The sequence below is a fragment of the Nitrosomonas sp. TNE100 genome, from assembly GCF_055387135.1.
Genome location: NZ_AP040997.1, coordinates 1,740,414 through 1,763,957 on the forward strand (window position 1 = coordinate 1,740,414; position 23,544 = coordinate 1,763,957).

At 45.4% G+C, this 23,544-nt stretch carries 21 protein-coding genes; all 21 read right to left on the minus strand.

The genetic code is table 11. The features are described 5' to 3' along the window. Window positions 1-6: 6 nt before the first annotated feature. The gene (gene nagZ, locus ACZ5EJ_RS08205) at window positions 7-1,053 is read right to left on the minus strand and encodes a beta-N-acetylhexosaminidase (RefSeq protein WP_074456247.1); all 1,047 of its coding nucleotides are present in this window, start codon (window positions 1,051-1,053) and stop codon (window positions 7-9) included. Between the two features lie 2 nt (window positions 1,054-1,055). Then, window positions 1,056-1,433 carry a holo-ACP synthase gene (acpS, locus tag ACZ5EJ_RS08210; protein WP_074456246.1) on the minus strand — a complete coding sequence of 126 codons (378 nt, stop codon included), beginning with the start codon at window positions 1,431-1,433 and terminating at the stop codon, window positions 1,056-1,058. Continuing rightward, window positions 1,430-2,155: a pyridoxine 5'-phosphate synthase gene (gene pdxJ, locus ACZ5EJ_RS08215; protein WP_011634816.1), complete on the minus strand. Its 726-nt coding sequence runs from the start codon at window positions 2,153-2,155 to the stop codon at window positions 1,430-1,432. The genes acpS and pdxJ overlap by 4 nt, the downstream gene beginning before the upstream one ends. 116 nt (window positions 2,156-2,271) lie before the next feature. Then, a complete protein-coding gene (gene era / locus ACZ5EJ_RS08220; RefSeq protein ID WP_074456245.1) occupies window positions 2,272-3,162 on the minus strand; it encodes a GTPase Era in 891 nt (296 codons plus the stop codon). 77 nt (window positions 3,163-3,239) lie between these two features. Continuing rightward, on the minus strand, window positions 3,240-3,977 hold the full coding sequence (rnc, locus tag ACZ5EJ_RS08225; protein WP_074456244.1) for a ribonuclease III: 738 nt from the start codon (window positions 3,975-3,977) through the stop codon (window positions 3,240-3,242). Further along, on the minus strand, window positions 3,974-4,357 hold the full coding sequence (locus ACZ5EJ_RS08230) for a DUF4845 domain-containing protein (RefSeq protein ID WP_011634819.1): 384 nt from the start codon (window positions 4,355-4,357) through the stop codon (window positions 3,974-3,976). The genes rnc and ACZ5EJ_RS08230 overlap by 4 nt, the downstream gene beginning before the upstream one ends. 35 nt (window positions 4,358-4,392) lie before the next feature. Next, window positions 4,393-5,196 carry a signal peptidase I gene (gene lepB, locus ACZ5EJ_RS08235; protein WP_074456243.1) on the minus strand — a complete coding sequence of 268 codons (804 nt, stop codon included), beginning with the start codon at window positions 5,194-5,196 and terminating at the stop codon, window positions 4,393-4,395. A 71-nt stretch (window positions 5,197-5,267) separates the two neighbouring features. Beyond that, the gene (gene lepA, locus ACZ5EJ_RS08240) at window positions 5,268-7,064 is read right to left on the minus strand and encodes a translation elongation factor 4 (RefSeq protein WP_176752605.1); all 1,797 of its coding nucleotides are present in this window, start codon (window positions 7,062-7,064) and stop codon (window positions 5,268-5,270) included. A 278-nt stretch (window positions 7,065-7,342) separates the two neighbouring features. Beyond that, complete coding sequence (locus ACZ5EJ_RS08245; RefSeq protein ID WP_074456242.1) at window positions 7,343-7,621, minus strand: glutaredoxin family protein; 279 nt, start codon at window positions 7,619-7,621, stop codon at window positions 7,343-7,345. After that, window positions 7,614-8,972 (minus strand): DegQ family serine endoprotease, encoded by a 1,359-nt coding sequence (locus ACZ5EJ_RS08250; protein WP_074456256.1) that lies wholly within the window; start codon window positions 8,970-8,972, stop codon window positions 7,614-7,616. The genes ACZ5EJ_RS08245 and ACZ5EJ_RS08250 overlap by 8 nt, the downstream gene beginning before the upstream one ends. Window positions 8,973-9,262: 290 nt before the next feature. After that, entirely contained in the window at window positions 9,263-9,838 is a 576-nt protein-coding gene (locus ACZ5EJ_RS08255) for a sigma-E factor negative regulatory protein (RefSeq protein WP_074456241.1), read from the minus strand. 13 nt (window positions 9,839-9,851) lie between these two features. Then, window positions 9,852-10,454, minus strand: a complete 603-nt coding sequence (gene rpoE / locus ACZ5EJ_RS08260; RefSeq protein WP_011634825.1) for an RNA polymerase sigma factor RpoE — start codon at window positions 10,452-10,454, stop codon at window positions 9,852-9,854. Window positions 10,455-10,651: 197 nt separating this feature from the next. Further along, the gene (locus ACZ5EJ_RS08265; RefSeq protein WP_011634826.1) at window positions 10,652-11,503 is read right to left on the minus strand and encodes an HlyC/CorC family transporter; all 852 of its coding nucleotides are present in this window, start codon (window positions 11,501-11,503) and stop codon (window positions 10,652-10,654) included. A 53-nt stretch (window positions 11,504-11,556) separates the two neighbouring features. Next, window positions 11,557-12,051, minus strand: a complete 495-nt coding sequence (ybeY, locus tag ACZ5EJ_RS08270; RefSeq protein WP_240142178.1) for an rRNA maturation RNase YbeY — start codon at window positions 12,049-12,051, stop codon at window positions 11,557-11,559. After that, window positions 12,011-13,021 (minus strand): PhoH family protein, encoded by a 1,011-nt coding sequence (locus tag ACZ5EJ_RS08275; RefSeq protein WP_074456255.1) that lies wholly within the window; start codon window positions 13,019-13,021, stop codon window positions 12,011-12,013. Before ACZ5EJ_RS08275 ends, ybeY begins: the two co-directional genes overlap by 41 nt. A 61-nt stretch (window positions 13,022-13,082) precedes the next feature. Then, on the minus strand, window positions 13,083-14,414 hold the full coding sequence (miaB, locus tag ACZ5EJ_RS08280) for a tRNA (N6-isopentenyl adenosine(37)-C2)-methylthiotransferase MiaB (RefSeq protein WP_011634829.1): 1,332 nt from the start codon (window positions 14,412-14,414) through the stop codon (window positions 13,083-13,085). Between the two features lie 292 nt (window positions 14,415-14,706). Then, window positions 14,707-15,402, minus strand: coding sequence for a NapC/NirT family cytochrome c (locus tag ACZ5EJ_RS08285; protein ID WP_074456240.1), 696 nt, complete (start codon window positions 15,400-15,402; stop codon window positions 14,707-14,709). A gap of 2 nt (window positions 15,403-15,404) precedes the next feature. Next, entirely contained in the window at window positions 15,405-16,112 is a 708-nt protein-coding gene (cycA, locus tag ACZ5EJ_RS08290; RefSeq protein ID WP_011634831.1) for a cytochrome c-550 CycA, read from the minus strand. Between the two features lie 61 nt (window positions 16,113-16,173). Next, on the minus strand, window positions 16,174-17,295 hold the full coding sequence (haoB, locus tag ACZ5EJ_RS08295) for a hydroxylamine oxidation protein HaoB (protein ID WP_464556860.1): 1,122 nt from the start codon (window positions 17,293-17,295) through the stop codon (window positions 16,174-16,176). Then, window positions 17,292-19,004, minus strand: a complete 1,713-nt coding sequence (locus ACZ5EJ_RS08300) for a multiheme c-type cytochrome (protein ID WP_011634719.1) — start codon at window positions 19,002-19,004, stop codon at window positions 17,292-17,294. The genes haoB and ACZ5EJ_RS08300 overlap by 4 nt, the downstream gene beginning before the upstream one ends. 219 nt (window positions 19,005-19,223) lie before the next feature. After that, window positions 19,224-23,438 (minus strand): DNA-directed RNA polymerase subunit beta', encoded by a 4,215-nt coding sequence (gene rpoC / locus ACZ5EJ_RS08305; RefSeq protein WP_464556900.1) that lies wholly within the window; start codon window positions 23,436-23,438, stop codon window positions 19,224-19,226. Window positions 23,439-23,544 lie beyond the last annotated feature (106 nt).

Consider the following 23,544-nt stretch of genomic DNA (forward strand, 5'->3'; position numbering starts at 1 on the left):
CAATTCTCACACGGATACACTGATATTAGCCAGACTGATTCTGCTGATCTCTTCAGTCGCCCGAATGAATCGCTCCATTTCATGCAACTGCGCCATCGAATGAACTGTTTGCTGCCCACGCATATGTTCCAGCCTAGCTGTATCGACAGCAGAAAATTCCCATTGCAGGGATGTCAACAATTCGTCTGCTGAATCGGGATCGTTACATATCAATACCATGTTACACCCTGCCTGCAAGGCTTGCTCCGCCCGGTGAGTGATGCTGCCATAATTTCTGGCAGCCTGCATACACAGGTCATCACTGAAAATGCAACCCCTAAATCCCAGCTCGTTCCGCAAAATATCCTGCAACCACTTGCTGGAAAAACCTGCCGGGTTTGGATCAATGACTGGATAAATAACATGCGCAGCCATGATGCCGGAAAGCCCTGCATCAATCATCCGGCGGAAAGGGATCAGATCTTTCTTTTCAATATCCGTGTAATTGCGAGAATCAATAGCAGTTTCAACATGGGTATCCGCCTGGATCGCACCATGACCAGGGAAATGTTTACCTACTGCCACCATTCCCACCGACTGCAAACCACTCATCAAGGCATGAGCCAGTTCAGCAACAACTTGTGGCTCACGATAAAAAGCACGATCACCAATCACGCTACTCTGCTCGCAATCAAGATCGAGCACAGGTGTAAAACTCACATCAACCCCACAAGCCTTGAGCTCTGCAGCCAGTACATAACCAATCTGTCGAGCCAGATGAAGCGACAAATCTGGATTCCTGTCCTGGATTTCTCCCAGCGTACGCATTGGCGGCAAACGCGTAAAACCGTCACGGAAACGCTGTACCCTGCCACCTTCCTGATCTACAGCAATCAATAGAGGCGGGGAGCGCAATGCATGAATGGATGCGGTTAATTCGGATAGCTGTGCTGGTGATTCATAATTTCGTGCAAACAGAATAACGCCACCAACAAGCGGATGACTCAATTGAACACGATCCGTTTCAGTTAACGTTGTGCCCGCTATGTCGAGCATCAGCGGGCCAAGAAACATATTTATTTTTCCAGCACCACAAAGGCACTTGCCAGTGTCAATTCATCACTAATGGAAAGATGATGACTAACAATACCGCGCTGCCCTATCCAATCGATCAGCTCCTGATGAAATTCAAAATAAGGTTTCCCCTGCGTATCATGTTGAACGGCAATATTCCCGAACATAACAGGGGCGCGCAAACCTGTACCCACAGCCTTGGAAAAAGCCTCCTTGGCTGCAAAACGCTTTGCCAGAAACACTTCCGGCCGAGTCTGCCTCACATATTCTGACCACTCAGAATCTGCCAGCACGCGTCTGGCAAATCTTTCTCCGTAACGCTCCAGCGACCCCGCAATACGGGCAGGATCAACCAGATCGGTACCAATCCCGTATATCATGCACGCGCCTCTTGCATTAACGTTTTCATTTCCCGTACAGCTTGAGCAAAACCAATAAACAGTGCCCGGGCGACAATAGCATGGCCGATATTCAATTCGGTTATCTCCGGGATAAATGCAATTGGCGTGGTGTTCTGGTAATGCAAGCTGTGTCCAGCATTCACCTGTAATCCCCGGCTAAATGCATAGGCCGCCATACTGCGGATTGTTTCCAGCTCAGCCTGTTGTGCCTCAGATGTTGCAGCATCTGCATAATGGCCGGTATGTAGCTCAATCACTGGCGCGCCCACCCTGATTGCTGCATCAATCTGATCAGCTCGTGCATCAACAAACAGAGAAACACGAATTCCAGCTTCTGTGAGGCGCTTGCACGCGGCACTTACCTGATCGAAGTGCCGGATCACATCCAGTCCCCCTTCAGTGGTCAACTCTTCACGACGCTCCGGCACCAGGCAGATATCATGTGGTTTGATTCTGCAGGCAAAAGAGATCATCTCTTCTGTTACAGCGCTTTCCAGGTTCATTCGGGTTTTAAGTCGTTCTCGCAGAATTATCACATCCTCTTCCTGAATATGACGCCGATCTTCACGCAAATGTAGCGTAATCGCATCTGCTCCAGATTCCTCGGCAACCAGAGCTGCCTTGATCGGACTGGGATAATCCGTACCTCGTGCCTGCCGTAGCGTTGCGACATGATCAATATTGACACCCAGAGCTATCATGATTATTCAGTTCTCCCAGTCGTTTTAAATTGCTTCTTTTAATCTTTTACAAATCAGCTGATCTACAAACCCGGTTGGGGTATGTGCCAGATAGTCTGCAACGACAATTTTTATTCCTATTCATACCCCATACTCTTCAGTGCAACAGCGTCATCTGCCCAGCCGGATTTTACCTTGACCCATATCTCCAGATAGACTTTGCCATCAAACAGCACCTCCATATCCTTACGTGCCTGTGTAGCCATATCCTTCAGTTTTTTCCCCTGCTTACCTATAATGATAGCTTTCTGATTTTCTCTCTCCACCAGAATACAGGCATGGATACGTCGCAAATTGCCTTCCACTGCGAACTGCTCGATGATCACACTAACCGAGTAGGGTACCTCCTCACCAATTTGCCGAAAAACTTTTTCGCGCAGTAATTCTGCTGCCAGAAATCGTTCACTGCGATCTGTAATTTCGTCTTCCGTAAACACCGGAGAATTTTCAGGTAAATAGTGACGAATAACTTCAGTCAGATCTGATAATTGTCTGTTTTGCAATGCACTTACCGGGACAATATCTGCAAAATCGAATAAATCAGCCATTTTTTGCATGAACGGGAGCAATTGCAGTTTATCCGGTAACAAATCAATTTTGTTTATCACCAGAATTACAGGAAGATTCCTGGGCAATTGCTCAAGAACCTGCTCATCTTCCCGGCCAAACCGTCCAGCCTCAAGCACGAACAAGATGACATCCACATCCTGCATACTTTGCAGAACAACCCGGTTCATTACCTGATTGAGCTGGCTGCGATGGCGCATCTGGAAACCGGGCGTATCTACAAAAATAAATTGTGATTGTACATCCGTCAATATCCCGTGAATCCGATGACGGGTGGTTTGCGCTTTTCTGGAAGTAATGCTGATCTTTTGTTTAATCAGATGATTCAACAAGGTTGATTTACCAACATTGGGTCGCCCCACAATAGATATGTAGCCTACTTTGTAACCAGATGCGCTCATAGTAAAGTTCTGCCTAGATAAAGAGAACTCAGGTTGATCAAAGGAATTGTATAGCGTTACGATGGATACGAGGTTGCTTAATGTCTTACTACGGCAAGTTTATAAGCTCGGCGTGCAGCTTCCTGTTCGGCTCGACGACGACTGGTTCCTTCGCCACTTGTGCGAATAGCAAATTCAGGAATGACGCATTCCACATGAAAAACCTGTGCATGTGCATCGCCACGTGTCAAAAGCGTACTGTACTCAGGCAAGTCTACTTTCCGACTTTGCAGATATTCTTGTAACAGAGTCTTGGGATCTTTACCAAAAAGATCAGGATCCAACTGATTTAACAAAGGATCATAGAGTGTCACAATCACCTGATCAACTTTTTCAAACCCACTTTCAAGGTAGATTGCCCCAATAATGGCTTCCATTGCATTTGCCAGAATAGATGGGCGCTGATGCCCGCCACTCTTGCGCTCGCCGTCACCAAGTAAAATCAATTCGCCAATACCCAGAGCAGATGCAAGTTGATGCAAGGCGTCTTGGTTGACGAAATTTGCACGTAATCTTGTCAGATCTCCTTCCGGCAATAGCAGGAAACGTTTGAACAGCAGCGTTGATACCGCACAGTTCAGCACACTATCCCCTAGAAACTCAAGACGTTCATTATTCGGAAAACCAAGGCTGCGATGGGTCAGCGCCTCCTGAAGCAAATCAGGTTGTTTGAAGGTATAACCCAGTTTTTGGGAAAAAACAGTGTAATCCTGCTTTTTCAATTTTTTTGCATGTTTACTCTTTATGCCTTGCGAAGTAAATTTGGATCTGGTCATTGATCACTGGCTGCATCGAAATCGATCAGTAGCGAAAGGTTTGCAAATAAAGGCTTTTTAACTGCGTAACTAATGTTCAAGATTAGTTGCTCGTCCTGCTTTCTGATGACAATATCACTCCCGCTTACGGATTTTATATCATCTACAGCAGCACGTTTATCAAAAGCCATACGTATTTCACGAACACTCGCATCCCGCAGTTTGGAATCACTGGCAATTGTCACTAGTGCTCGCTTGACAGCAGCGAACTCAATGAAAGAGGGGATCAATCTCATCCCCAGAATGGCCGCCAGTACAATTGCCACTGACCATGTCAGTAGCCCGGGCAGACTTATCCCTTGCTGCCCTCTGTTTGTCGAGGAATATAATGATGAATACATAAATTTCTCCTGCGGCATACTAAAGATTCAAATCATTACTTGATTAGCGTACCTATTCTGCTCAGATCATTAAAATTCCACCAGATCAGGAAAGCTTTACCAACAATATGATCTTCCGGCACAAAGCCCCAATAGCGGCTATCACTGCTGCCATCGCGATTATCACCTAAAGTAAAATAATTACCTTCTGGGATTTTGCATGAGAAGCCTGTTTGGTCAAAAGTACAATTTTCCCGGTTGGGAAAATGGTGGACAGCGGATAGCTGTATATCGGGCATCTCCTGATTAATCAAGACATTATACTCGTTACCATCCATGCTCTCCTTAAACCGCTGTGTATAAATATATGCTAACCCGGATTCAATATACTTGTAGTCGCCAGCTGGTTCCAATTGAATGGGAACATCATTGATACTTAGATGTTTGTTTCGGTAAGTGACCGTATCCCCAGGTATACCAATCACCCGCTTGATGTAGTCAATAGATGGATCTTCTGGAAAGCGGAATACCATGACTTCGCCTCGTTTGGGCTCATTCATATTGATAATTTTCAGGTTTGCTACGGGCAATCTGATCCCGTAGGTGTACTTGTTGACCAATATAAAATCCCCCACCAGTAAGGTTGGTATCATGGAACCGGAAGGTATTTTAAAAGGCTCTACCAGAAACGATCTCAAACAAAATACAACCAAAATAATGGGAAAAAAACTTTTAGGATACTCAATCCACCATGGTTCGACATTATCAGGAGTACGCTGGTGTCGCAGTATTAAATAATCAAGCAGCCAAATTCCACCTGTAACCACCAATAATGCAAGCAACACCAAAGGAAAATTCATAGTATCCCGGTACTTATCTGATCTAAAGATATACTGATCAACATATCAAACACGTCATTTATCGGTATTGTTTACTTACCATCCACCTGAAGGATAGCAAGAAACGCTGCTTGTGGAATTTCGACATTACCGACCCGTTTCATACGCTTTTTCCCCGCTTTCTGCTTTTCCAGCAGCTTGCGTTTTCGCGTAATATCCCCACCGTAGCACTTCGCCAGTACATTTTTACGTAATGCCTTAACATTTTCACGCGCCACAATATGGGCACCTATTGCTGCCTGTACCGCAATATCAAACATTTGTCGCGGAATAAGTTCACGCATTTTTTGTGCCAGCTCCCGTCCACGTTGTTGACTGCTGGCACGGTGTACAATCAAGGACAAGGCATCTACCCGCTCATTATTGATCAGTATGTCGAGCTTAACCAAATCAGCCACTCTGAATTCCTTAAATTCGTAATCAAGCGAAGCATAACCACGGCTCACAGATTTCAATTTATCAAAGAAATCCATTACAACCTCATTTAAAGGCAGCTCATAAACAAGCATGACCTGCCTGCCCATATATTGCATATTTTCCTGAACTCCGCGTTTACCGGTACACAATGTTATCACCGCGCCAACATATTCCTCGGGAACCAGGATAGTTGCAGTAATAACAGGCTCCCTGATTTCTTCTATGCTGGACAGTTCTGGTAGTCTGGAAGGATTTTCGATCTCCACAATCTTGCCATCATGCAGGATAACCTGATAAACCACTGTCGGCGCAGTGGTAATAAGATCCATATCATATTCCCGCTCCAGTCGTTCCTGAACAATATCCAGATGTAATAAACCGAGAAATCCGCAACGAAAGCCGAAACCCAGTGCCTGAGAAGTTTCCGGCTCAAAGTGTAAAGAAGCATCGTTCAACCGCAGCTTCTCCAATGCTGCACGCAATGCGTCATATTGATTGGATTCGACCGGATACAGTCCAGCAAAAACCTGTGGTTTTATTTCCTTGAATCCATCCAGAGGTTCACTGGCAGGATGATCAACCAGCGTTACCGTATCTCCCACTTTGGCAGACTTTAAATCTTTAATTCCAGAAATTATGAAACCAACCTCTCCGGCACCCAGAGATTCACGGTTAACCGCCTTCGGCTGAAAAACACCCACTTCCTCACACAAATAACTTGCCTTATTGGACATCAGCAGGAGCTTGCTGCCTGGTTTCAATATGCCATCCATTACTCGAACCAGCATCACAACGCCCACATAACTGTCAAACCAGGAATCTATTATTAGCGCCCTGAGCGGCGCATCGATCTCCCCTTCCGGAGGTGGAATCCGGGCCACAATCATTTCCAGGACTTCATTTATCCCTTCACCAGTTTTAGCACTAATGTGTAGAGCACTCCTGGCTTCAATTCCGATAATGTCTTCTATTTCAGCAATCACTCTATCAGGATCAGCAGCAGGTAAGTCGATCTTGTTTAGCACTGGAATAACTTCGACGCCTTGTTCAATTGCGGTATAGCAGTTTGCAACAGTCTGCGCTTCGACACCTTGAGAAGCATCGACAACCAGCAGAGCACCTTCACAAGCAGATAGTGAACGGGATACTTCGTAGGAAAAATCAACGTGTCCTGGCGTATCAATCAAATTCAACAAATAATTTACACCATCCTTGGCCTGGTAATACAAGGCAGCAGTCTGTGCCTTTATCGTAATGCCGCGTTCGCGTTCCAGATCCATCGAATCGAGTACCTGAGCTTCCATTTCCCGATCAGAAAGACCTCCACAAAACTGAATAATGCGATCAGCAAGCGTGGATTTGCCATGATCAATATGTGCAATAATAGAAAAATTACGAATGTGCTGTATCAAAAAAAATCACCGATTGGCAGGAGAATTGACGGAAGCCATGGATAAAAGAAGCGATTGTATACAAATCAGCAGAAGGAAGATAGATTTCCCGGAGCAGCCAGAACAGATAAAGCGCTTCCGCATACTTGACAATCATGAAGACAACGCGAGAACTCGCTAAATAAATCAGATGAGTAGTAATTTACTCAGCTCCCGCATTATCTCTATGCTGGAACAATAACAAGAAGATATGAGAACGGATCTTTTGTAGAGAAGATAATTTAATCTGCTCGAGCAAATCAAATCAGCAAAAAGTTAGAATTGGCAAGGTAAGCGTTAAACGCCTCTAAATCAAGAAAATAGTGACATAGCTCTTTTTTTTCTTTTACAGCAAACAGAACTGGAACACGCTTATTATATAATCGGGTCAAATTCTCATCTTTATCAATATTGATCACTACAAACTCAAATCGAAATTCCTTTTGCAGATCACCGAGGGAAGCAATCATATCCTCACAGAGATGACAGCCTTCTCTCCCATATACAATTAATTTTCTGAGCTCTGTCCGATTATTCATCTATTTTTATGGTAATGAAAGTCGCAACTTCCCCTCTTCTTATTAGTAGCGCAATATTCCGACCTTTGGGAGCATCATTCAGCAACTTATTGAACTGTCTGATAGATTTTATATCTTGATTATTAAATCCCAAGATAATATCTCCGGGACGGATACCCGAGCTACTGGCTATTCCGTCATAAACTTCATCAACCAGCAAGCCATTCTCTATACCAAGCTGATTTTTCTGGTTAGCAGAAAGCTCCCTTAGAACAAGACCAAGCCGACTGGTTGCATCTCCTGATTTGCTTTGTTTTTGATTAACAATATTGCCATCCGCAGGCATTTCTCCTACTGAAATAGTCATTTTTTTGACCGAACCACTACGCCATATTTCAACAGGCACCTTGGAGCCAGGTTTCGTGTTCCCAACAATGCGTGGCAAATCACTTGAAGCCTCGATATCTTTACCATCAAATTTCAGAATAACGTCTCTTATCTTTATGCCAGCTTTGTCAGCTGGCCCGCCTTTTTCTACTGAAACCACTAGTGCACCGCGTGACTTGTCCAGACTGAAAGACTCGGCCAACTCGTCTGTCATTTCCTGTATCATGACACCAATCTTTCCGCGTGAGATCTTGCCATAGGTCTTGAGTTGATCGGCAATATCCATCGCGACATCAATCGGAATGGCAAAAGAAAGACCCATAAATCCACCCGTTCTACTGTAAATCTGGGAGTTGATACCCACAACCTCACCCTTCATATTAAACAGCGGTCCACCTGAATTACCTGGATTAATCGCCACATCAGTTTGTATAAAAGGAACATAGTTTTCCTGGGCGAGCGAACGTCCTTTTGCACTCACGATTCCCGCTGTAACCGTGTTCTCGAAGCCAAAGGGAGCGCCAATGGCAACTACCCATTCTCCAACCTTGAGCTGCTCAGGGCTACCTTGGGTCACTACCGGCAGATCATTTGCATCTATTTTAAGCAATGCAATATCTGTTTTTTGATCAGCTCCAATTACTTTTGCGCTGAATTCACGCTTATCAGTCAATCGGACGGTAATTTCATTGGCCGCCTCAACCACATGTGCATTGGTCAGGATATACCCATCTTTACTGATAATAAAGCCTGAACCAAGTGAACGAGATTCATATTTTCTCGGGCCTGAGAAAGGTTGGATATGCCTGCGAAAAAATTCATAGAAAGGAGAATCTTCCGGAATATTAGGAATTTCTGGTAAAAACTGACCAACCCCTACTTGCTGAGTCTGAACTGTACTGATATTGACAACCGCCTGTCCGTGCTTTTCTACCAGATCAGTAAAGTCCGGCAAATCTTTTGCCTGCAATGAAACAGGCAGCATAAATACGGACCAACATAGGAAAATTATAAATGCTATCTTCTGCCATGTATTTTTAATCGTAGCCACGATCAATATTAATCCTGAGTTTGGGTAGAGGTTACTTTGAGAGATCATGATGATAAATATATAATCATAATTAAGAATTATTGGCGCTTACAGAAGTAAGTCCACATTACCGTAGCCAAAATATCGTCATATCAATTCCTCACAAGCTCTTTCTGTTTATAACAATGACAGAACACGGCACCTGCATTATTACAACAATATACTTCATGAACTCATGATTCACGTTACTCGGCAGGCGCGAGAGGCTCTGTCCGGATTGGTCCAACAGCTGGAGATACCCCGACAGACGGATAACGGGCAGCACTCTCGTATGTTACTCCCCTGTAGATCAGAGGATAATTACTGTTTGTAGAAACAGAAGGAAATGAATACGAGGGAGCGGGCTGAAAAGTAACCAACGAGCGCTGCTCGTTGACAGGCGTAGCCTTGTCATTTATTTTCTCAGTCACATAAACTTCTTTAAGTGCTGTTTCATGCTGCTCTATAGATTGAAATATCAACCATCCGGCTGACAACACTGTAATCGAAGCAGCAACGGAAAATCCCAGTAGTTTTTGTTTACGATTCTGGTGAGTTTTGTGTGAATAAGGCACCAATAACAGCGGTTCATCAATTAGTTTATTTCTGATCTTTTCTGAAAGATTTATACTAATAACGGATTGGTGTAATGAATCCCTGATTATATGATAAACCTCCCAGTCAGAAAACAGACTACTGTCACTTTTTACAACATTAATGATCGTAACTGCATCCGTATCCTCAAGCTCACCATCCATTAATTCAGATACTTTCTTTCTCACATTTCACCTCTTATTACCATCTTTTACTCTTGTCAGTGCCTAACAAAGGACGCAGTTTGTCAGCCACCGCCTCACGCGCCCTGAATATTCTGGACCGCACTGTACCAATTGGACAATTCATAATATCGGCAATCTCTTCATAGCTTAATCCTTCAATTTCCCTGAGAGTTATCGCAGTTCGTAATTCTTCGGGTAAAGCTTCTAGTGCCTGATTTACAGTTTGGGCAACCTGTTTTCCCATAAGTTCACTTTCAGGCGTATTCACCTCCCGAAGCTGATCAGCTCCTTCGAAATTTTCCGCATCTTCAGCATCAAATCCAGTAATGGTTACGGGCTGTTTACGGCCTTGTGCTACCAGAAAATTCTTGGCTGTATTAACTCCAATTCGATACAACCAGGTATAAAAGGCACTATCACCGCGAAACGAAGCTAATGCCCGATAGGCCTTAATAAAGGTTTCCTGGGCAATATCTTCCACTTCAGCCGGATCTCGAATAAATCGAGATAACAAGCGCGCGAGCCGTCCCTGATATTTAATAACCAGCAGATCAAAAGCACGTTTATCGCCCTGCTGTACCCGTTCTACCAGCTGTTGATCGATTTCACGATCACTCATTTTTCTTGGCTGCCGAGATAAGAAAAATGCAAATCAACTCTATTTATCAATTCGTAACCTTCTGTTCCGGTTTTACTTTTGACTTTCAATAAATTTTTGAAGTTATTATATAATTGAGGGTATTTCTTCTTTAACCCGATCCAAAATAATCATTTGACATAAACTCAGCCATATTTACTATAAAAGCTGAATTAGTCTTATGAATCTGCAATATCAGTCAACTCGGGTTTAATACGTTCCACTTTTAACAGATGCAAACGACGGCTATCCGCTCTCATAACGGTAAAACTGAAATCTCCTATGACAATTGATTCCCCGCTCTCAGGAAGCCTGCCAAATTTGCCAATAACAAGACCGCCAATCGTATCAAAGTCTTTATCACTGAATGATGCGCCCAAAGTTTCATTAAAACTTGATATTTCAGCAATTGCCTTGACACGATAATGGCCGTCTGTATCTGCAACAATGTATGCGTCATCCTCGTCAAAATCATATTCGTCCTCAATATCCCCAACAATCTGCTCCAACACATCCTCAATCGTAACAAGCCCGGCCACACCGCCATATTCATCGACGACAATAGCAATATGGTTACGATTACTGCGAAAATCCTTGAGAAGAATATTAAGCCTCTTAGATTCCGGTATATATATCACCGGGCGCAGTATATCCTGTATGTTGAATGCTTCTCTGCTTGAGTAATAGCGTAATAAATCCTTTGCCAGTAAAACACCAATAACCTGGTCTTTGCTCCCATCCGTAACAGGAAATCGTGAATGGGCAGTCTCAATCACAAATGGAATAACCTCCTCAGGTTTTTCGTTAATATCAATCGTATCCATTTGCGAACGAGGAACCATAACGTCACGAACTTGCATTTCCGAAACTTGCATCACCCCTTCGATCATAGCCAGTGCATCCGCATCAAGCAGGTTACGCTCATAAGCAGAGTGCAGTAAAGCAATCAACTGCTCACGATCTTCCGGTTTGCGCGAAAGTAATGTACTGATATGCTCAAGCCAACCAGCTTTGGGGGAGGTCTCGTTCATGAAATGTATAGCATCGGGAATAAAAAAGATTTGTCTGGTCCGTTTATATCATTTCACTGCTGAATGACATAAGGGTCAGGATAATTGAGCCTGGTGATAATCTTTGTTTCGAGGGATTCCATAACAACGGCATCTTCGTCGCTGATATGATCATATCCTTGCAAATGTAAAACGCCATGGACAATAAGATGCGCATAGTGTGCTACCAGATCTTTATTTTGTTGTTCTGCCTCCCTGGAAATTACAGGAGCGCACAGCACGATATCACCGAGAAGTGGAACATCATCACTATACACAAACGTCAATACGTTAGTTGCAGAGTCCTTGCCACGAAACTTGCGATTAAGCACTTCACCTTCCTGCATACCAACGATACGAATAACAATTTCAGCCGGCTTATTTAACGCAGCCCCGACCCATTTACGAAACAGTTGCCTGCCCGGAATATTAGTTTTATCTGCCGCAAACTGCACCGTCAATTTAAACGTCTTCCCACAACCAGAAAATTTATTGGGGTTCTTTATCAGAGGCATATTTTTCGTAGGCATCCACTATACGTTGAACCAGTGGATGCCGAACTACATCGTCAGTTTTAAAATGTGTAAACGCTATTCCACTTACTCTTTTTAATACTTGCCCAGCTTCAACCAAACCACTCTTCTGATGCTTCGGCAAATCTATTTGCGTTATATCTCCCGTAATTACCGCTTTGGAGCCAAAACCGATACGCGTCAAAAACATTTTCATCTGTTCAGGAGTTGTGTTTTGCGCCTCGTCCAAAATAATGAATGATTGATTGAGAGTGCGGCCACGCATGAAAGCTAGTGGCGCAATTTCAATAGTGCTTTTTTCGAAATATCTATTGACTTTCTCAAACCCCATTAAGTCATACAAAGCGTCATAAAGCGGCCGTAAATAGGGGTCCACCTTCTGCACCATATCTCCTGGCAAAAACCCCAATCTTTCCCCTGCCTCTACGGCTGGGCGCACCAGAATAATTCGACCAACCAGCTCGCGCTCCAATGCATCTACCGCACAGGCAACAGCAAGGTAGGTCTTCCCCGTGCCCGCTGGCCCAATGCCAAAAGTAACATCGTGCTCCCTGATTTGATAAAGATAATCCGTCTGTCGAACAGTACGACCTTGAATATTGCCGCGACGAGTTATGAGTTGCAAAGGTGTCGAGTCGAGCTTTTCCGCATCCCTGTCTGAATTCATAGTAGACGGAGAGGCAATATTTCTGATTTCAACTAATCCTAACTGTATCTGCTCAATACCGAGATGATTATCCGATTCTTCATAGAATTTTTTCAATGCTCGGACTGCAAGATTAGTTTGACTGATAGGACCATGAAGTATGAAGTGAGCACCTCTACGTGAGATGACTACATCAAAGGCAGATTCAATCTGCTTGAGATTTTCATCTAATACCCCGCAAAGGTTGATCAGGCGTTCATTATTTGTGGATGAAAACGTCAATTCAACAGATTCAGGTTTCGATTCTACCGAAAACGTCATCGCAGCGTTCAAACTCTAATTGCAATCAAGTTGAGCAACAAACCGGCCGTAACAAGATTGTTCATTGCATATCAGAAATTTCACCGCGTAACGTATGCGATGAGACTGCTGTTATCTTGATATCAACAAAGCTTCCCACCAAACCAGCGTGTCCAGCAAAATTGACTACTCGGTTATTGTCCGTTCTTCCACAAAATTCATTTGGATCTTTTTTTGATGGGCCCTCTACCAAAACACGCTGGATAGTATCAACCATACTCTGACTGATCATTTGTGCATTACGCTGTATTTTTTCCTGCAACTGATGCAGTCTGGCCAGCTTTATCCGATAAGGCGTGTCATCCGGTAAATCTGAGGCAGGTGTTCCAGGACGCGGGCTATAAATAAAACTAAAAGATTCATCAAATTTCACATCATCAATCAGTTTCATCGTCTCTTCAAAATCAGTATCCGTTTCTCCCGGAAATCCGACAATAAAATCTGATGATATTGATATATTTGGACGAATCGTACGTAATTTACGGATGATGGATTTATACTCAATTATAGTATAACCTCGTTTCATCGCAGCCAGAATCCTGTCTGATCCGGATTGTATGGGCAAGTGCACATGACCAACCAGCTTCGGTAATCGCTGATACGTTTCAATCAATCGGGCTGTAAATTCTCTCGGATGGGAAGTTGTATACCGGATACGCACCAAGCCCGGAATTTCATGGATATAATCCAGTAGCGTAGCAAAATCTATATCTCCTTCTCCGCTTGTCTTATCGTAATAAGCATTCACATTTTGTCCGAGCAGAGTAACTTCCTTGACCCCTTGAATCACAAGCCCAGCCACTTCGGTCAGAACATCATCCAATGGCCTGGAAACCTCCTCTCCCCGGGTATAAGGAACAACACAAAAGCTACAGTATTTACTGCATCCTTCCATAATTGATACAAAAGCAGTTGCTCCTGTTGTACGAGCAGGTGGCAAACGATCAAATTTTTCTATTTCTGGAAAAGTAATGTCAACCTGTGACTGGCCTGTACGCCTGCGAGCATCAATCAACTCGGGTAATCTGTGTAATGTTTGCGGGCCAAATACCAAATCTACAAATGGAGCACGCCTGACTATCTCTGAACCTTCCTGGCTGGCCACACATCCACCAACACCAATCAACAAATCAGGCTTGCTATTTTTAAGATGCCGCACGCGCCCCAGATCATGAAAAACTTTTTCCTGCGCCTTTTCACGAACTGAGCAAGTATTAAATAGAATTAAATCAGCTTCTTCAGGTACTTCAGTCAGCTCCATATTTTTTTCTGATAAAAGAATATCAGCCATTTTGGCTGAATCGTATTCATTCATCTGACAGCCAAATGTTTTGATATAAAGCTTACTACTCATTATATTCCTTACCATCAACCTAAAAAAACACTCGCTGCAAGCAACGAGATATTAATTACTGTGGTACTCAGCCCATCGATGATCTTAATCAGCCTAGCCCCAAGGAGCTGAAAATTGAGCCCGCAGAGATTAACAAGTCAACAAACCTGTATATCTTTATTTAACAGAAAACCAAAGCAACTAAAGCAATGCCGCAAGCCACATCTCGTATCCTGATCCTGATTCAGCTCCAGGGAGAATGTGACTTGCGGCTCTATACACCTTAATCTAACGTAAACCAGCCAATCAAAATTTACTCATCATCACTATCGTCATCATGGTTGCTGGAGGAAGCGGAGTCGCTGTCGTCAGCTGTTTCAGTTTCTTCAACTTCCACCTCGACTTCTTCATCCTCGTCATCAACGTCATCGTCACCCTCTTCCGACTTTAATACCAGCTTGCCTGCAGCAAGACTTGCATTCAAATCTGTCATCGGCGCTTCTTCATGCACCAGATTCTGATGACAGTCTATGCAGGTTGCTCCTTCCGTTTCCATTTTCTTATGTTCCGCCTGAGCGCTTTCTCCCGGAGGAGCTGGTTTTACATGACAGGTACGGCAGGTAATGCTGTCCCATTTCTTGAGGTTCATCCGGGCATCATGTGCCATTTCCAATCTTCTTTCGTTGAACTTCTCCAGGGTGGAGTAGTCATTGACCATCTCCAACCAAAGTTCTCTGGCACCATCAACCACGTGAGTTGCTACTGCCAGGTGGAAATTTTCTATCCCTTGTGGAATATGGCAGTCTTTACAAGTCGGATTAATCCCCAATGCACCATAGTGGGTGGATTCTTTTAATTCACTCTGTGGGTATGACATGGAATGACAGCTGGTACAAAACTCTTCGGTCGATAACGCAGCTTCCCCACCAAAAACCACAGCCACCAATGCTATTCCCAGCAGAGCTCCTGTCAGTAAAGTGCCAATTGATCCTTTTTGCAGTCTAGTCATCTCTATTTTCCTTTTTTGGCAGTTTTAGCGTTGGCCTGGAATTCGTCATGGAACTTGAATTTAGGCTCTCCGTCAAATACGCCATCCAGTTTGTAATGCTCGTGCATGGCTTTGACGTCTTTTACCATCTCGTCAAACTTGAAGGTGTATTTCGGATCCACTTCCGGTGTATACGGGGTATAGGGAGGTTTTGCTCCTTTCCAGGGTGACCCTTCATAGTTCAGATGGCAGGCGCTGCAACGTTCTTCAAAATTAAAGTCTTGCCCCTTGCTTGCCAGGGTCTTGCGCGGCGCTTTTTTGCCCGATTTCTCAAATGCTTGCCCAGCCTTGCGGTGATCTCCCCGGTATTTACGTCCAGGCCCGTGGCAGGATTCACAGCCTACGCCTGTCAGCATGGGTTTGGGGGAGTCTATCGTGTAGCCGCCTTTCTGGCCAAATCCATCCACATGACAACCTACGCAGTCTTTGTCCTGGGTGTAGTCCTTGGCAGGATCCAGTTTGGCTTTTTGTTTGGCTTCCACTTTGACATTGGGCTTGAGCGATTCCATCGCCTTGGCGTGAGCAGTATGTTTCCACGACTGGGCTTGTGGTTTGTGACAGGAACTGCACTTTTTCCGACCTTCAAACGGAGCATCCGCTGCCAGACTCTGCCCACTTGTCAGGGTGAACAGGGCTGCAGCAACCAGTCCGCAGGCTATTATTATTTTCATGATCTCTCCTCTTTTCCTAGATGTTTGAACACAGATTATGATTCTTTTGTCTTGCCGACCATCATTGTACCTGATCAGTCAGATGGGTTGAATCCGTCGTTTTATCATGATCCGGAGCGGGTTGCAGATTGTGCTGGGTTTGTGCCTCCGGGGCCTTTTCTGCCAGTTGATAGACCCAGTATCCTCCTTGCTGGTAGATCAATCGCGGAGAGGTGAGCTCCAGCGGAGAAGGTTGGCTGGTAAATGGCAGCAGCCTGGCCAGCAGGGTGTGGTAACTGGCTTCATCTGTCAGAAAGAAGGCGCGAATCAGTTCGTCCGATAACGATTGCACAGTGTAGGCGTAGTAGCCGTGATTGCTCATCTCGGTCTTGACATGACTGATCATGCCATGCAGGTTACCGGTCAGGCGGTAGGGTTTGTAGGCAATGCCAAATTTGTCAGGGTATAGCAGACCCAGTTTGTACAGGTCGCTGATATGCACGATCAGGTAAGCATCGCGTGTACCGGCCAGTTGTCGCAAATCAGCCAGGCCACTGGCCAGCGGATTGAGCAGGCTTTGCGTAAAACGCAGAAACAGCTCGCGTTCCTGTGGATCGGCCGCAGCGCCGGTTTGTTCGTTTTCATAAGCGCGGATCGCTTGCGCATGCGCTTGCCATTCCGGCGGAACAATCAGAGGTTCGTGCAGTGTGCTGTGGAACAGTACGTCTCGTCCGGTCAACAGGGCCAGTTGGCGTGAGGTATCCCACCAGCTGAGCAGTAGTGCATCTCGCGGGGCGTATTTGTCTATTGCCGTTGCAAGCGCACTGAGTTCAGCAGCTTTCTGATCCAGCGCCAGCAGAGGTTCTCTGGTTTCGTTCTTCCAGTTGAGTAATACCTGCGGTTGATTTGCACGCTGACCAAACCAGGCTTGTGCTATCGGTTGATCCGTTCCTTCCAGATGAATGTCGTACTGGTTGATGGTCAGATCCGGCCAGGCTTCCAGTTCCAGATCAGGATAGTCGTCCACCTTGCCGGTGGCAGCCAGCTGGTAACGATAGGGAGCCTCATCCGGTGTCAGCAGCAGCCAAGCATACCCACCCAGCAAAACCAAACCTCCCGTCACCAGTAAAATCCCCAGTGGCGGGAGGAGTCGGTCAAACCAGCGCGACTGTGCGCGCCGGTTTGGTGTCAACGAAGCAGTCAAGCTTGCGTTTGCTTACGTTTACGCCAGCCAATCAGAGCAATCGCTCCCGCCAGCAACATTCCACCTCCCAGTCCTCCCAGCGAGATCTTTTCTCCCGCTCCCTTGAGGTCAAGCAGGCTGGTTTTTTTACCTTCCAGTTTGTTAACACGCGCTTGCAGAGCTGTCATTTCCTGCATCTTGGTGTATTCATCCTGGATTTCAACATAGGCACGGTTCATCGGACCCCAACCTTCGGTATAAGTCCAGCCACCTGGATTAACGTGTGCCAGTCCTACGTGCATTTTGGCCAGATTGTTTTCTGCCATTTCCAGCACTTTCAGTTCAAGTGAGGCCGGGTTGTTACCCTTGGACCAGAACAGTTGGGTGAAGATACCAAAACCCGGTTTCTCTGGCGCCGGTGGATTCGGACGATTGGTTTTTTGACCAGTCAGGGTGCCGTCTTCATACATTTTGTGAACAATGGCATTGGCTTCCTGGTATTTAGCCAGCCCTTCCAGGGTACCTTTGTCCATGAGATCCAGGTAGGAGCGGGCAAACCGTTCCGAGTGACATTGGGTACAGGTCACAACCCAGGAATCCAGACGAGCTTCTGACCAGTCGCTGGTGATGTTTTCTGCAATCCCCGGAACAAACGGGTAGTTTGCCCAGCGGGTCTTACGGGTGATGTTATGGGTATATTCCCCTTCGTATTCCATGTGGCAGGCTGCACAGGTCGGTGCGGTCTGACCTCCTTTGGAGAAGGCGTCTTTCAGACGAACATTCCAGTTCCAGTTTCCCCGGTTCATTTCAGCCAGTTTGCCATGCTTGGACATAATGTAGGCTTCATAGTTATTATGATCCACGCCGCTGTGACAGGTGGCACAGGCTTCCGGTTTGCGGGATTCTGCCGCCGAAAATTCATGGCGGGTATGACAGTTGTCGCATTTGTTCTGGTTGGTGTGGCACATGGTGCAACCTTCTGCCACTTCACGTTGCGGCATGGCTGCCCAAACGGTGGTTTCAATGTTGGCTGTGTAGTCCAGGGCGTGGGATGGACGTCCGTCAGGCCACTGGCCATTCGGCCAGATCATGGTGTCACGCTCGGATTCACGCTCGGCAAATTCTCTCAGGTGACAGGTTCCGCAAACGTCAGCTGTAGGCATGCGTACGTCTTTGGTGTGATCTGCTTTCTTTTTGGCGTTGATGTCAACGTGACAGTCAATACAGCCTACTTCCTTGAGCACTTCCTTCTCTCCAAGTTTGCCCATGGAGCGCAGGTTGTTCTCAACTTCTTCCAGCTTGCCTTTTTTGTAAAAAAGCGGATCTTCCGGCTTGAGGTTGCGTATTTTGTCCAGGTTGGCGTGGGTGCTGCGTTTCCATGCTCTTACCCAAACCGGCGTTTCATCAGAGTGGCATTCAACGCAGTCTTTGCGCTCAGCAATTTCTTTCGGGGAAACCGGTGGTTTGTAAAAGGTGTTCGGGTCCATGTAGATACTAAGCGCTATCGGTTCCCAGTAGTCTCCCATCGTGCCCTTGCCAGCACCATGTGCAGGATCCTTGTAACGCTTCACCAGCGCATCATAGGTCTCTTTCGGCGTGGCTTTGCTGCGATCCAGCTTCAATGCTTCATACGTCTCATCCGGCACCGTCGATATATCCGCCTGTACCGGCCCAATCAACAACAGGCCCGCACACAGCAGCATCCCCTTCAAATACTCCCCTAATCTCATCTCTCTCCTCCGTAATCTACCTGTCGGTATTTCCAATGTACAAACAATAACCAGATACCCCAATCCCTCTCAGGTAACCAGCCAAAATCACTTCTATACATCACAGCGCCCCAAGACTACTTTCTCATCAGAGACAAGTCAAGATTTTAAAACATGAAGCTAAAAGTTTTGAAAGCCTCTGACCTTATCAACCATAATTAATATTATTAACAGCATCCATCACTCGGCAATTTCGTTCTCCGTCAAGTCAGCATCCAGATAGACAGTATTTTCCGATAATCTTTGTTTTTTCCGAATATTATGAAAGGACAAGCCCGTCCCTGCTGGTATTAATCTGCCTACAATTACATTTTCCTTCAAACCTCGCAAATCATCTTTTTTACCCATGATAGACGCTTCGGTCAAGACACGAGTTGTTTCCTGGAAAGAAGCAGCAGAAATAAACGAGTCAGTAGAAAGAGATGCCTTGGTTATCCCCAGTAACACATACTCATAGGTCGCCGGCATCTTGTTTTCAGCAATGAGTTTTTCGTTCTCGGCAAGAACTTCAGCACGCTCGACCTGCTCTCCAAGAATAAAAGCTGAGTCACCTGCATTTGTTATCTGGACACGGCGCAACATCTGCCTAACAATTACTTCGATATGCTTATCATTGATGCTTACACCTTGTAGGCGATAGACATCTTGAACCTCATCGCTAATATATTTCGCCAATGCCTCAACACCCTGCAGTCGCAATATATCATGAGGGTCGATAGGCCCATCAACGATCACCTCACCCTTATTTACCACTTGACCATCATGCGCAGTCACATGCTTATCCTTAGGAATCAGATATTCATGTGCAATACCATCCAGATCAGTGATAACAAGACGCTGTTTCCCTTTGGTATCTTTCCCAAAAGCTACCGTGCCAGTAGCCTCAGCAAGGAAACCAGCATCTTTGGGCACTCTCGCCTCAAACAACTCAGCCACTCTAGGCAGCCCCCCAGTAATATCACGAGTCTTGGATGTCTCCTGGGGAATACGAGCCAGAACCTCACCAATACCAACCTGTTGTCCATCTCGTACCGTTATAATAGAACCAACGTGGAATGTAATGCTGACAGGTTGATCAGTCCCTGGGATATTGATTTCCTGATCATTTTCATCCAAAAACTTAACAAGCGGCCGTAATCCTTTGGATTGCGCAATGTTTCGCCGCTTGGGGTCTATAACTACCAGAGTGGCCATCCCGGTTATTTCATCAATTTGTCTGACAACTGTTACGCCTTCTTCAACGTTCTCAAACCGTATCTTGCCGGCATATTCCGTTATGATAGGACGTTTATGAGGCTCCCATGAGCCCAGGATTTGCCCTGCCTTGATTGTTTCGCCATCTTGCACATGCAACGTCGCACCATAAGGAATTTTATGCCGCTCACGTTCACGACCGTTCTCATCCTGGATCAGGATTTCGCCACTACGAGAAATTATAATTAGTTCATTCTGTGCATTCTTTACATAGCGAATATGATGAGAATAACGGACAACTCCGTTTGATTTGCTCTCGGCCTGATTGGCAACAACTGCTCTTGAAGCCGCACCACCAATATGAAAAGTCCGCATGGTTAGCTGCGTACCCGGTTCACCAATAGACTGAGCTGCAATCACTCCCACGGCTTCTCCAACATTAACTGGCGTTCCACGCCCCAGGTCACGCCCATAGCATTTCGCACAAAGTCCATATCGAGTTTCACAAGTGAGTGGCGTCCTTACCTTTACTTCATCAACACTACAAGCTTCAATTTCATCGGCTGTATCTTCATCCAGCAATGTACCTTCCGAGCAAATAACCTCACCGGTTTCTGGATTTATAACATCAGTCGCCGCTACTCGCCCTAAGATTCGCCCACGCAAGGATTCAACAACGTTACCACCCTCTACCAAAGCCTTCATTACGACACCACCATCCGTACCACAGTCATTTTCTATGATAACCAGATCCTGGGTCACATCAACCAGCCTACGTGTGAGATATCCTGAGTTAGCAGTTTTAAGTGCTGTATCTGCCAGCCCCTTCCTGGCACCGTGTGTCGAAATAAAATACTGCAGGATATTAAGTCCCTCACGGAAATTGGCTGTAATCGGGGTTTCGATAATAGAGCCATCAGGTTTTGCCATAAGGCCACGCATGCCTGAAAGTTGACGGATCTGCGCGGCAGAACCTCGGGCTCCTGAATCAGCCATCATGTAAATTGAATTGAATGATTCCTGCGTAACTGCCTGCCCATTTTTATCTGTCCTGATTTCACCCGTCTCTTGATCTTTGACCGGTTCGACACTAAGCTGATCCATCATTGCTTTAGCCACCTGATCACCTGCACGAGCCCAGATATCAACCACCTTGTTATAACGCTCTCCTTGAGTAACTAAGCCGGAAATATATTGATTTGCTATTTCATGTATTTCTTGCTCAGCTGCCTGAATAATACCGGTCTTCTGTGATGGCGTAACAAGATCATCCAGGCATATGGAAATTCCACCTCGAGTCGCATAGGAAAAACCTGAATACATAAGTTTATCAGCAAATATAACGGTCTCCCGCAAACCACACAAACGGAAGCTAGCATTTATAAGCTTGGAAATTTCCTTTTTCTTAAGCGTTTTGTTGACTAGGGCGAAAGGAAGTCCTGCTGGCAAGATTTCAGATATGAGCGCCCTGCCAACGGTAGTTTCAAAACGTGTAATCGTTTCAATCGGATCTTCACCATGTCCACAAGATTTTTTCTTTTCCTTGATTCTTACGGTGATTCTGGCATTCAGCTCCAACGCTTTGCTCTCATAAGCACGCGTTATTTCCGAAACATCTGAAAAAACCATTCCCTCCCCTTGCGCCCCAACTTTTTCGCGCGTCATATAATAAAGACCTAGCACGATATCCTGGGAAGGAACTATGATTGGATCGCCATTAGCTGGGGAAAGAACGTTATTAGTTGATAACATCAGCGTACGGCATTCCATCTGAGCTTCAAGCGACAAAGGAACATGCACCGCCATCTGATCACCGTCAAAGTCCGCATTAAAAGCAGCACATACAAGCGGATGCAACTGAATTGCCTTTCCTTCAATCAGAACAGGTTCAAAAGCCTGGATACCGAGTCGATGTAAAGTTGGTGCCCGGTTAAGCATTACCGGATGTTCACGGATAACTTCTTCCAGAATATCCCAAACAATCGGATTTTCGTTCTCTACTTCCCTCTTGGCCGCTTTAATCGTGCTCGCCACTCCCATTACTTCCAGCTTATTAAAAATAAACGGTTTGAATAATTCCAATGCCATTTTTTTCGGTAAGCCACACTGATGAAGCTTGAGTTGCGGCCCTACCACAATTACAGAGCGACCGGAATAGTCAACACGCTTACCCAGCAGGTTTTGACGGAAACGTCCCCCCTTACCCTTGATCATATCCGCAAGTGATTTTAACGGTCGCTTATTTGCTCCCGTCATTGCTTTACCCCGGCGGCCGTTATCAAGCAATGAATCCACCGATTCCTGCAGCATGCGCTTCTCATTACGGATAATAATTTCCGGTGCCCGCAATTCCAGCAACCGCTTCAAACGATTATTGCGATTTATAACGCGCCTGTATAAATCATTAAGATCAGAAGTTGCAAAACGGCCACCATCCAATGGAACCAATGGCCTTAGCTCTGGAGGCAGAACTGGCAATACCGTCAATATCATCCACTCCGGCTTCATGCCGGATTTATTAAACGCCTCAAGCACCTTGAGTCGCTTGGCAGCCTTCTTAATCTTAGTTTCAGAGCCTGTCGTTTGGATCTCAAGACGTAAAGACTCTATTTCCGACAGGATGTCCATACTATTCAACAGCGCACGAATACCTTCTGCCCCCATTGCAGCACTAAAATCATCCCCAAATTCTTCTGTTTTATTCAGATAGTCATCTTCAGTCAGAAGCTGACCACGAGTCAGTGGTGTCATACCTGGATCAGTAACGATATAGGCCTCAAAATACAGAACCCGCTCTATATCTCGTAACGTTATATCGAGCACAAGACCCAAGCGTGAAGGTAATGATTTTAAGAACCATATATGGGCAACAGGCGAAGCCAGTTCAATATGGCCCATGCGCTCCCGTCTGATTCTGGATAAGGTGACCTCCACACCACATTTTTCGCATATCACACCCCGGTGTTTAAGTCGCTTATATTTGCCACACAAGCATTCATAATCCTTAACCGGGCCAAATATTTTGGCACAAAATAAACCGTCTCTTTCAGGCTTGAAGGTCCGGTAATTTATCGTTTCAGGTTTTTTTACCTCTCCATATGACCATGATCTAATTTTCTCAGGAGAAGCCAAGCCTATTTTTATGGAATCGAATTCTTCTTTCTGTGTAACTTGTTTGAATAAATCAAGCAGTGCTTTCACGTGTCACTCCTGTGAATCAACGTATAAACCTGAAATAGGCCAAGGAAATGGAAATTTTGAGTCTCAATCTTGAAAGGCGGCTAGAAGAGCGCTTATCAACACAGAA